Source organism: Allocellulophaga tsushimaensis, assembly GCF_055383085.1.
The window spans coordinates 1,616,194-1,628,051 of record NZ_AP039451.1 but is presented as its reverse complement, the minus strand read 5'-3'; the positions used below and the strand labels follow the sequence as shown (position 1 = coordinate 1,628,051).

The 11,858-nt window shown below is 32.3% G+C and carries 11 protein-coding genes; 8 read left to right on the top strand and 3 right to left on the bottom strand.

Features of this window, described 5'->3' with window-relative positions; genetic code table 11:
• Window positions 1-45: 45 nt before the first annotated feature.
• A complete protein-coding gene (locus ACZ451_RS07075; protein WP_464216413.1) occupies window positions 46-2,322 on the bottom strand; it encodes a TonB-dependent receptor in 2,277 nt (758 codons plus the stop codon).
• Window positions 2,323-2,426: 104 nt separating this feature from the next.
• On the opposite strand from ACZ451_RS07075, the gene ACZ451_RS07070 reads away from it, so the two are divergent.
• The 8 genes from ACZ451_RS07070 (at window position 2,427) to ACZ451_RS07035 (ending at window position 8,712) form a co-directional block, all read left to right on the top strand.
• Window positions 2,427-3,080 (top strand): metal-dependent transcriptional regulator, encoded by a 654-nt coding sequence (locus ACZ451_RS07070; RefSeq protein ID WP_464216908.1) that lies wholly within the window; start codon window positions 2,427-2,429, stop codon window positions 3,078-3,080.
• Window positions 3,064-3,816: a transporter gene (locus ACZ451_RS07065; protein WP_464216412.1), complete on the top strand. Its 753-nt coding sequence runs from the start codon at window positions 3,064-3,066 to the stop codon at window positions 3,814-3,816. Before ACZ451_RS07070 ends, ACZ451_RS07065 begins: the two co-directional genes overlap by 17 nt.
• Window positions 3,817-3,841: 25 nt before the next feature.
• Window positions 3,842-4,753 carry a metal ABC transporter solute-binding protein, Zn/Mn family gene (locus ACZ451_RS07060; protein WP_464216411.1) on the top strand — a complete coding sequence of 304 codons (912 nt, stop codon included), beginning with the start codon at window positions 3,842-3,844 and terminating at the stop codon, window positions 4,751-4,753.
• Window positions 4,754-4,759: 6 nt separating this feature from the next.
• The gene (locus tag ACZ451_RS07055) at window positions 4,760-5,500 is read left to right on the top strand and encodes a metal ABC transporter ATP-binding protein (protein ID WP_464216410.1); all 741 of its coding nucleotides are present in this window, start codon (window positions 4,760-4,762) and stop codon (window positions 5,498-5,500) included.
• Window positions 5,501-5,556: 56 nt separating this feature from the next.
• A complete protein-coding gene (locus tag ACZ451_RS07050; protein WP_464216409.1) occupies window positions 5,557-5,931 on the top strand; it encodes a four helix bundle protein in 375 nt (124 codons plus the stop codon).
• A 64-nt stretch (window positions 5,932-5,995) separates the two neighbouring features.
• A complete protein-coding gene (locus ACZ451_RS07045; protein ID WP_464216408.1) occupies window positions 5,996-7,078 on the top strand; it encodes a metal ABC transporter permease in 1,083 nt (360 codons plus the stop codon).
• The gene (locus ACZ451_RS07040) at window positions 7,071-8,231 is read left to right on the top strand and encodes a metal ABC transporter permease (RefSeq protein WP_464216407.1); all 1,161 of its coding nucleotides are present in this window, start codon (window positions 7,071-7,073) and stop codon (window positions 8,229-8,231) included. Before ACZ451_RS07045 ends, ACZ451_RS07040 begins: the two co-directional genes overlap by 8 nt.
• Before the next feature lie 70 nt (window positions 8,232-8,301).
• Complete coding sequence (locus ACZ451_RS07035) at window positions 8,302-8,712, top strand: DUF2141 domain-containing protein (RefSeq protein ID WP_464216406.1); 411 nt, start codon at window positions 8,302-8,304, stop codon at window positions 8,710-8,712.
• Between the two features lie 98 nt (window positions 8,713-8,810).
• Here the strand turns inward: ACZ451_RS07035 and ACZ451_RS07030 are convergent, their stop codons facing one another.
• Both ACZ451_RS07030 and ACZ451_RS07025 read right to left on the bottom strand, forming a co-directional pair.
• Window positions 8,811-11,066, bottom strand: coding sequence for an anion permease (locus ACZ451_RS07030; protein WP_464216405.1), 2,256 nt, complete (start codon window positions 11,064-11,066; stop codon window positions 8,811-8,813).
• 332 nt (window positions 11,067-11,398) lie between these two features.
• Window positions 11,399-11,749, bottom strand: coding sequence for a toxin-antitoxin system YwqK family antitoxin (locus ACZ451_RS07025; protein WP_464216404.1), 351 nt, complete (start codon window positions 11,747-11,749; stop codon window positions 11,399-11,401).
• Between the last annotated feature and the right edge of the window lie 109 nt (window positions 11,750-11,858).

The following is an 11,858-nucleotide window of genomic DNA, read 5'->3' as shown; positions in this document are numbered from 1 at the left end:
ATAGAATTTATTCAAATATACCAATTCTCTTTTCATCAAACTTTTTTAATAGATAGAATATCGTAAGCCTAAAAAACCACGAATTCCTTGATTTGGAGCATAAGAATATCCATCAGGGTCAAAAGTTAATGCGTTAGGGTTGTTAGCTGTTGCTACAGCATTTCCATTAGCATCAAAAGTTACTTCTCTATCAAAAGGATCATTAGCTCTTGCAATAATAAACGGGTTACCACGGTTTGGTGTCCAGTTTAGTAAGTTTTTAATTCCGCCATAAAACTCAAAATTACCAAGTCCTTTATGTGTAAATTGTACATTTTGAAGACTGTAGGTGGGTGAAAATTCTTTTCGTGGATCGGTCTCACCTAAAGTAGATAATCGCATGGGACCGTATATATTACCAGTGTAATCTACTGCTAAATTTATGCCTCTAAAGGTATAAGATAAGCTCCAGGTTCCCGTAAAGCCTTCCGTACGTATTTGGCGTTGGATAATATTATTTTCTGTAGTACTAACATCTTGAATGGTGGTGCCAGCCAAAATATTAAATCCGCTAGGGAAAGATATATTTACATTGGCACTTATGCCTTGCGATACTGCTTTGCCATTTAAATTATCATAAATAATTTGGTTAGGATTGGTATCATAATCTGGAATAATTGCATTACTGAATCTGGTGTAAAATGCAGCGGCATCAAAACTTGCAAAAGTTCCATTATCCATATAAAACTTCTTAAGGTAATTTACATTAAAATTCCAAGAGCGTTCTGGTTCTAATTCTTCAGTAATAAGAACTTCTCTGGAACCTGTTAATGCCGCATGATCTTCAGTAAATAAGTTTACTACTCTAAAACCCGTACCTGAATTAATTCTTAAAACTGCATTTTCTGATGTTTTCCATTTAAAAGCAATTCTAGGAGTAAAAATATTTCCATGTCGGTTATCATAGTCGTAACGTAAGCCACCTAGGAGCGAATATTTTTTAGAGAACTTATACTCGTTCTGAATAAAAATCCCTGGTATCGCAAGCTCATCAGGATTATTTTCCAAACCATCTGTGGTTGCCGTAGTATTATCATCATAGTAATTGTAACGTAATGTAGTACCAAATAAAAGATCATTTTTTCCTATAGTTTTATCCCATAATAATTGGGCAAAACCAATGCGTTGGTCTGCAAGATAAATTTCAGGACCGTAAGCAGAATCTTGATTATGGTCATTATACGATAATGATAAGGTAATATTTTCTTCTATAGGTAATTGATATTTCCCTATGACTTCCCATCTACGGGTAAAAATACTTTCTGCATAAATATCTTCGCCTCCACGAAATTCTGGAGTCCATTGTAACTCGCCACCCCATCTATCTTCGTAAAAATAGCGCCCTGCCAGCGTAAACAATTTACCACTACCTCGTTTAAAATTCCATTTTTGAAAAAGTGAAACTCGTTTTTGCAGTGTTAAATCTGTAAAATTATCATTGTTATTATCTATAAGCTCATCATAATTAAAGTAATTTACGCCAAGCAATAGGTCTGACTTTTTACCTACATTAAATTTTGTGCCAATATCTAAATTGTATTCTCCCCAACCTGTTAAAAAACTATCTGCAAAGAATTCTGGAGCAGATAGTGTGTTTTTTGTAATTACATTTATGAGTCCTCCAACTGCTTCACTACCATAAAGTGTAGATGCAGGTCCTTTTACAATTTCAATTTGTTCTATTAAAGAGTTAGGAATTCCAGAAAGGCCATACACGGTACCTAATCCACTAACAATGGGCATACCATCTATCATAATTAAAGTATACGGACCCTCTAAGCCATTTATATGAATATCTCCCGTGTTACATACATTACAGTTAATTTGTGGTCGTACACCATTAACGTTTTGTAGTGCATCAAAAAGTCCAGAAGTAGGATTTTTTTTAAAAAAACTTGGTTTATATACCTCTACAGGTACCGCACTTTCTAATCTGCTTACTGCTTTTAAAGTTCCTGTAACTACAGTTTCTTCTAAAATTTCTAAAGAAAGCTTTAGTGTAATATTTAGTAATTTTATTTCACTATTCTTTATGCTGATTGTTTTTTTATAAGGCAAATATCCTACAACAGAGGCTATTAGTATATAATTTCCTTCTTTTAAATTTGTAATAGTATAATCTCCATTTTCATCTGATGAAGTTCCTATTTTAGTGTCCTTTAGATAAACATTAGCAAAAGGAATAGGGCCATTTTCATCAGTAATTTTGCCACTTATAGTTGTTTGCGCGTTTACACCAAAGCAAAGGAGCATAAGAATTAATACTATTTTAGTAGTAGGCATACTATTGATTTTATATTTAAGCAATTCAAAAAATAAATTTAGGCAAAGCTAAAAATATGTTTTTATATATAAAAATGTATTTTTGTTTAAATTCTAAGATTATAATGACACTTTCTGAAGAAGATTATTTAAAAGAAATTTATCACCTAGGGAAATCTAGTGATGAGGCTGTTTCTACTAATGCAATTGCAGAGCAGATGAATATGAAACCATCTTCTGTAACAGATATGGTTAAAAAACTAGCCGAAAAAGACTTTGTAAAGTACAAGAAGTATCAAGGTGTTTTTTTAACTGAAAAAGGACGAGTCATTGCGCTGTCTATTATAAGAAAACATAGACTTTGGGAAGTTTTTTTGGTAGAAAAATTAGCTTTCTCTTGGGATGAGGTACATGAAGTTGCAGAACAATTGGAACATATAAAAAGTGATAAGTTAATAGATCGATTAGACAAACATTTAGGCTTTCCAAAATTTGATCCGCATGGAGATCCAATTCCAAATAAAAATGGGGTTATAACCCTTGCGTCTAAACAATTAATAGAAAATAGTGCAATTGGTTTAAAGGGAATTTGTGTTGGAGTTAAAGATTCTTCTAAAGCATTTTTAAAGTTTTTAGATAAACATGGTATTTCTCTTGGTGATGAAATTAGTATTGTAGAAAAAGAAGAATTTGACGGCTCTTACATAATACAAATAAATGGTAAGAATTTATTTATATCCAATCAGATAGCAGCAAATCTATATGTACAGGTTATTTAAAATATTATTTTTTTCATTAGCACCATTTATTTGTTTCAGCTATGCGCAAGATGCTACTGAATCTCCAACAAGCACCGTTAAAGGATCTTTTCAAGGAGAATCGGGAGTATTCTATGAATCTTTTAAAGAAGGATCACGTATATATGAAAGTTATGCTTTGGGGCAAACCTTATTATTGTATGGCATTGCTTCTAATTTTGAAGTACGTTTAGGTTTTGATTTTCAAGAACAGTTCGTTAAAAACAATGGTTTCAAAGAAGAAAATGTTTTAAGTGGTTATTCACCATTACAATTAGGTTTTGGCTGGGATATTTTGCCAGAAAAGGGCATTTTACCTCAGCTAACATTTATTACTGATGTATTTTTCCCTTTTACAGCAAGTACAGATTTTAAACCAGAAAGTGTTACAACAGAGATGCGAAGTGTTTTTTACCATACCTTAAATGAAAAAGCAAATCTATCCTATAATTTAGGCTTACAATTAGGAAGCGGAACAGCATATTTATATACGCTAGCCTACAACCATAATTTTAATCAAACATGGGGATTCTATGCAGAATTATATGGCGATTTTGCCAAAGGCGTTACAACTAATCATTTTTGGGATTTTGGAATTACGTATATGATTATTCCAGAATTAATGTTTGATTCCGTTGTAGGAACAGGAATTAATAGTGAACAAGATTTGTATTGGGGTACAAGATTAACCCTAATGCTACCCAATCAAAATCAATAAAAAATTAGAACTAGATAAAACTTATATGAAACATACAATTTTAGCAATAGTAACACTATGTATTTTTGCTTGTAAATCAGAGCCTAAAAAAGAAAACAATAAATTAAATGTAGTAACCACAACCTCTATGATTACTGATTTAGTCCGTAATATAGGTGGTGATGCTATACAGGTTGAAGGTTTAATGGGGAGTGGTGTAGATCCGCATCTGTATAAAGCTAGTGAAGGAGATGTTAGTAAATTATTTAATGCAGATATTATTTTTTATAGCGGTTTACATTTAGAAGGAAAACTAGTTGAGGTTTTTGAAAAAATGGATAAAAACAATAGTAAAACCCTTGCTCTAGCTGAAGTCCTTGAAAAGGATAAATTAATAGGTTCTGAATACTTTGCCTCTAATTATGATCCACATATTTGGTTTAATATTGATTTTTGGAAGAAAATAACAGTATATACCACTCAAAAATTAATAGCATTAGACCCTAAAAATACCGACCTATTCAAGGAAAATAGCAAAAAGTATTTAGAAACTTTAGACCAATTACAAACAGATCTAAAAGTAATTATAGCAACATTACCCGTAGAAAAACGTGTATTAGTAACCGCACACGATGCCTTTAACTATTTTGGAAAAGCTTTTGGTTTTGAAGTGGTAGGCCTACAGGGACTCTCAACGGCAACGGAAGCTGGAGTACAAGACGTACAGGAATTGGCAAAATTTATTATTGAAAAAAATGTGAAAGCCATTTTTGTAGAAAGCTCTGTACCTAAAAGAACCATAGAAGCACTGCAAGCATCTGTACGCTCTAAAGGTCATGAAGTAGCTATAGGGGGTACTTTATATTCAGATGCATTAGGAACAGCAGGAACAGTAGAAGGCACTTATACGGGCATGTTTTTGTATAATGTAAATACTATTGTTAACGCATTAAAATAAAGAGGTATGAGTGATAAAAACATAGCTATAGCTATAGACGATCTTACCGTTGCTTATAACTACAAACCTGTTTTATGGGATATCGATTTAGCTATTCCAGAAAGTGTTTTAATGGCAATTGTTGGTCCTAATGGCGCAGGAAAATCTACCTTAATAAAGTCAATTCTAGATATCATAAAACCTATTGCAGGTAGTGTAAAGATTTTTGGAAAACCCTATAAAAAGCAACACCAAGAAGTGGCTTACGTACCCCAAAAAGGAAGTGTAGATTGGGATTTTCCTACTACTGCTTTAGATGTGGTTATGATGGGTACATATGGGAGTTTAGGGTGGATAAAACGCCCAGGGCAAAAACAAAAAAAAGCCTCTTTAGAAGCATTAGAAAAAGTTGGTATGCTAGCATTTAAGTCCAGACAAATAAGTCAGTTAAGTGGCGGCCAGCAACAACGTATTTTTTTAGCTAGAGCATTAGTACAAAATGCTAACATTTATTTAATGGATGAGCCCTTTCAGGGTGTAGATGCTACAACAGAAAAAGCCATCATTAATATTTTAAAAGAATTGCGAAAGGCCGGAAAAACGGTTGTTGTGGTACATCATGATTTGCAAACGGTACCTGAATATTTTGATTGGGTAACTTTCTTAAACGTAAAAAAAATAGCAACAGGACCCGTGAAAGACATTTTTAATGATGATAACCTCACAAAAACATACGGAATTAATTATAAAGTAAGTGTGCAACAATAGAGTTCTTGGTCTTCAGCATAGTGGTTAGTGGTTAGTAATTTAGAAAATTAAAATATATGAGAGAGAATAAATTTAAGTTTGAAGATTTAAAAGTCTATAATAAGGCTTTAGATTTTATAGATCTCGTATATAAAACTTGTAAAATTTTTCCAAAAAAAGAACGTTATGCACTTTCTTCTCAATTTACAAGAGCATCAGTTTCTATTGCATTAAATATTGCTGAAGGTTCGTCTGATACTGACAAACAATTTAATAGATTTTTACAAATGGCTTTAGATTCTGTAAATGAATGCGTTGTTTGTTCTACTATTGCTAAAAGACAAAACTATTTCTCATTAGAAATAGAGAATACACTAAGAGAAAAACTTGTAGAATTATCTAAAATGATAACAAGTCTTCAAAAATATCTTAAAAATAAAACTATTGTCTAACCACTAAAAACTATCAACTATAGAACTAACAAAATACATAGAACTCCTTTTTACAGATTATACCTTGCGTACTATTACATTAGGCACTGCAGTTTTGGGTGCAGTTTGTGGCATGCTAGGTAGTTTTGCAGTCTTACGTAAGCAAAGCCTTTTAGGAGATGCCATTTCGCATGCAGCATTACCAGGGATAGCCTTAACTTTTTTAATCACTGGAGCAAAAGACAGTAATACGCTACTAATAGGTGCCTTGATCAGTGGATTAATAGGAACTTTTTGGATTAGAGGTATTGTTAAAAACACACATTTAAAATCTGATACTGCTTTGGGATTAATTCTATCCTTATTTTTTGGTTTTGGAATGCTCTTACTAACCTTTATACAGAAAATACCAAATGCCAACCAAGCTGGTTTAGATAAATACCTATTTGGGCAAGCAGCAACTTTAGTAGAGAGTGATGTTTGGTTAATGTGCATTGTAACAGGAATAAGCTTGCTGGTACTACTTATCTTTTGGAAAGAACTAAAACTACTTCTTTTTGATGTAGACTATACAAAATCATTAGGTTTTAATACTCGCTTTTTAGATGTGTTAATTACTTCTTTTATTGTTTTAGCAATAGTAATTGGTTTACAAACTGTTGGAGTGGTTTTAATGAGCGCTATGCTTTTAGCACCTGCTGCTGCTGCAAGGCAATGGACAAATAGCTTAGGCGTAATGGTATTTTTAGCAGCGATTTTTGGAGCTTTTTCAGGTGTCTTTGGAACAGCAATAAGTGCCACTTCTAACAATCTTTCTACAGGACCCGTTATTGTATTAATTGCAGCTGCTTTTGTGTTATTCTCGTTTATTTTTTCACCTGGGAGAGGGCTTTTATTTAAAGAAATTCGCTATTGGAAAAATCGTAACGATTTAGAGCTTTTTAAAACCTTAGCTTTTATGCATAATATTGCGATGACACATGAGGATATTACACATCCACATGCTGTTAAGATTTTAAATAACTTTCAGGGCTACACCAAAAAATCACTAAAAAAACTAGAACGATTAGAATATGTAAAGATTACTGGTTCGATGTGGTCCATGACTAAAAAAGGCTATCAAAAAGCCGCCAATTTGTATAACCAACAAGAAGAAGTGTATGACTAGTATGCAAATAGAAATTCAGCTTATAGCCTGTTTAGTGGCTATTGCATGTGCTATTCCTGGTACTTTTTTAGTACTTCGTAAAATGGCAATGATCAGTGATGCTATTAGTCATTCTATTTTACCCGGAATTGTTATAGGTTTTTTTTTAACAGAAGATTTAAATTCGCCTTGGTTAATATTATTAGCTGCGCTAACTGGCGTAATTACTGTAATTCTAGTAGAATTTATTCAAAAAACTGGCTTGGTAAAAGAAGACACCGCTATAGGGCTTGTTTTCCCTACATTATTTAGTGTAGGAGTACTATTAATTGCTAAAAATGCAAATGATGTGCATCTAGATACTGATGCTGTATTATTAGGAGAATTGGCTTTTGCACCTTTTGATCGTTTGTTTGTAAATGGAATGGATTTAGGACCTAAATCGCTATGGGTAATTGGCAGTATTTTGATGATAACACTGTTCTTATTATTTACTTTTTTTAAAGAATTAAAACTAAGCACTTTTGATAAAAGTTTAGCCGCTACGTTAGGGTTTTCTCCAGCAATAATCCACTACGGGCTCATGGCTACAGCCTCAGTAACTACTGTTGGTGCTTTTGATGCTGTTGGCGCTATTTTAGTTGTTGCTTTAATGATTGCTCCACCTGCTATGGCCTATTTACTAACAACAGATTTAAAAAAGATGCTTATACTCTCAAGTGTTTTTGGGGTTATATCTGCAATATCAGGTTATTGGGTAGCACATTGGTTAGATGCTTCTATTGCTGGTTCTATAGCCACTGTTTTAGGTTTTTTATTTTTTGTGATTTATCTATTAGCGCCTAACAAAGGGTTGCTATCAGTATTGTATCGCCAAAAAAGACAAGGCGTAGAAGTACATTTACTAACGTTTTTATTGCACTTGCAAAATCATGAGGAGCCATCAGAACGGCATGTAAAACATTTAAATGAGCATATCAATTGGCGCAAAGTACGCTCTAAATCGGTCTTAGATTTAGCACTAAAAAATAATATGATTTTAATTGAAGATGATATTATCTCCTTAACCGAAAAAGGAAAAAGTTTTACTACAGAAGCAATTACGTATATCATGACAAATAAGAGTGGAGCAATAGAAGAAATGAAAGAACGTTTCTTTTTATTTAGAGGTTAAGTTTTTATTAAAGTTCTTTTTGGGCAAGATAGTTGTATTAAATTTATAGTATTATTAGATCATACATATCATGAGAAAAACTCTTTTTTTAGTGTTATTATTTCCGTTATTCGGAGTATCACAACATACATTAACTGTTCATGTAGAAAATATAAAAACAGCAGATGGTAAAGTTAGTGTTGCCCTATACAATACCGAAGATGGGTTTTTAAAATTTGATCGTGTTTTTACCTCTAATACAGCCACTACAAAAAAAGATACTACTGCCGTTGTACTAAAAGATTTACCAGCTGGAACCTATGCTGTAGCTGCTTTTCATGATGAGAATGCTAATGATGCATTAGATACTAATTTTTTTGGTATTCCTAAAGAACCTGTAGGCTTTTCTAATGCTAAAATGAAAACTTTTGGCCCTCCCAGTTTTAAAGAGTGTTCTTTTAAAATAGAAGGAGATAAAGAACTTAAGGTTAGGGTTAAATAATTTTGTGTTTTTGTTGCATTAATTTTGAACAGTTGCTCTATCCATACTTCATAAACTTTTGTTTAATAAAGTTAAAAAATTAATGCATCACATGTAAATTATACTTTTTTATGATTGTTATGATATAACTCTAAAAGATTCATAATCTCCTCAATAAGATCTTTTGTTTCTAACAATATCCCAAAATACAAAGTAGTATTCTTAGGACTAGATTCTTCTGAACGAGTACGTTCTACTTGTTTCTGAATTTTTTCTGTTACACTATTGTAAAGTGTTTCTTTTTGTCCTAGGAGATCATCAATCTGCCCGTAGTTTCTTGAGGTAAACGCTATTTCAGTTGCATTTAAAAAACTGTCTAATTTATCATTAATATCTTGTAAATCACGTATCTGATTAAATCGTAAATGTTTGTGATTGTTATTTACATGTTTGTAACTCGCTTTTGCAATGTATTCTAAAGACTGTGTAATATCTTCTAAATAGCCTAAAATCTGAATATAAAAATTACTCCCACTAACACTTGTTTCTTCTAAATTCTTAATAAAGTAAAAGATATTATCTCGTAATTCATCTATCTCATCATTTAATTTTTCTACACCTGCCCTACTCTTTTTAAGGCTATTTACTTTTCCTCTTGCAAGCCCTTTAAGTACATTGGTATAAATTTTATTTGTTCTAGAAACTGTTTTTGCAATATTATCGGCACTTTCTTCAATAATACCTTGGATGGTATTGCTCTCAGATTTGCTTAAATTAGATTCTTCTTTAGCAATAGCATTATTCTTTTTGTGTGCCAGATAGTTTCGTACTAATAAGGCTCCCGCAACAATAAGTAAGATTGTAATAATAACAAAACGCCCTTTAGGACCTCCTAAGTGAATTAAAAATACAAGTGTTCCTGCCGCAAAAAAAGCACTAAATGCTGTAAAAAACCATCCTCCTATTACATTTAAAACTCCAGCTACTCTATATACTGCACTTTCTCTTCCCCAAGCCCTATCTGCTAAAGAGGTACCCATAGCCACCATAAAAGTAACATAGGTAGTAGATAAAGGTAATTTCATTGATGTGGCTATAGAAATCAATATCCCCGCAACAACAAGGTTAATAGACGCTCTAATCATATCAAAAGCAGGCAGCTCATAACTCTTAGATCTTGGTAAGTTTATTACTGGTTTCTCAAATCTAGAATTGATATTCTTTAATGTTCCTTGAGGCACTATGGTTGTTAAACTATCGTTTAAAATTGTTACTATTTTAACGATACCTCTGGATAATGCATTGGGTTTAAATTTTTCTTTTCCTTCATCTTGCCGAGAAAGACCTATTTCTGTGTCGGCAACAGTACGTGCTTTTTTAGAAGTCCATAAGGTAACCACCATAATAGCACCTGCTATAAAGAGAATTAGAGGTTCGGCAGGTACTTTTTCACTTAAAATTTCCATAGAAAACTCAGAAGGTAAAATTCCAGAAACTGACCAAGCTTCATACGAATGCCATGCCGCCATTGGAACACCAATAAAATTCACCAAATCATTTCCAGAAAAAGCTAAAGCAAGTCCAAATGTTCCCATTGCTATAACGACAATGAGAACCGTTTTTTTAATTATTTTTTCAAATGCAAAGGAAAACAGTGTCCAAAAAATAAAACTCCCTAACATTACATATATTTCGTTTCCTTCTAGTACTCCTTGTATGTCTTTATACTGAGGGGTTCCTTTTAGACCTTTCATGAAGATAAAATAGGTAATTGACGCCAGGGCAATTCCTCCAAAAATAGCTCCAAAGTTTTTTATTTTCTTCTCGTAGTTAAACGTAAAAATCAATCGAGAAATATATTGCACTACAGCTCCTACAGAAAAAGCTATTAAAACGGATAATAAGATCCCCCTAATGATGTCAATTGCTTTTTTATGGTTGATGTAGGTCCATATATCACCTATGGTTTGGCTATCATTAGCCATAATTTTAATAACGGCCATCACCACTGCTGCACCTAATAAGTTAAATACAATAGATACCGTTGTAGATGTAGGGAGGCCAAGCGTATTAAAAAAGTCGAGTAGCAATATATCTGCTATCATCACAGCCATGAATATGACCATAATTTCTTCAAAAGAAAACTGGCTTGGAACAAAAATACCTTTACGAGCCACTTCCATTAGACCACCAGAATATACAGCCCCTATAAAAATACCAAGGCTGGCAATAATCATAATGGTTTTAAAACTAATTGCTTTTGATCCTATTGCGGAATTTAAAAAGTTTACCGCATCGTTACTTACTCCTACAATAATATCGAAGACAGCCAAAGTAGCAAGAGCTCCGATCATTAAAATGTATAAATTATCCATAAACATAGGGTGTAAAAATAATGTAAAAATAATCTTCAAGACACCTCTAATGTTACTTTTATGTTATTATTGATTAAAAAATATCTAGTTGCATACGATAAATCCGATTAGCACTATTAGTCTTTATACTTCTTATATTAAAATAGATTATATTTTAAGTCTAAGAGCTATACTAAATTTTGAAATTCTTGAAAGTATATACACCACAATTCTTAACATTTAAATAATGGAAACTCCAGAAATAAAGGCATTAAAAAATTTAAATTTCAGGAATAAAAAAACCTCAATGCGTTAACATTGAGGCTATATATAATATTTATATGATATTAAGCTTATTTATTCAATACCACAGCTTCAGAATTATTCCACTTCGTGATATTAACAATCTTACTCTCAACAAAATCTACTTCTTTTAATTCTGTACCTTCCCAGAAGAACCACTTTCCTGTTTTCATTCCATTTGTGTATTCTCCAAGCGCAATTTTTTTACCATGCTCATTATACATTTTCCATTCACCATCTAATTCACCATTTAAGAAAGTACCAACTTGGGCAATCTTTCCATTATCGTGATAATATGTTGCCTGTACTTTTTCTCCTTCTTTCTTAAAAGTTGGTTTTTTATCTTGTGCTGATATTGCTACTGTTAAAAACAGTGCCAAAAAAAATGTTATTGTTTTCATATCTTTTGTAGGTTTTACTAAATTCTTATTGTTTTAACGATATAAATATACATTTATTTTACAATAAAGCAACAATTAAGCAACATATAATTTACATTAAATTTACATT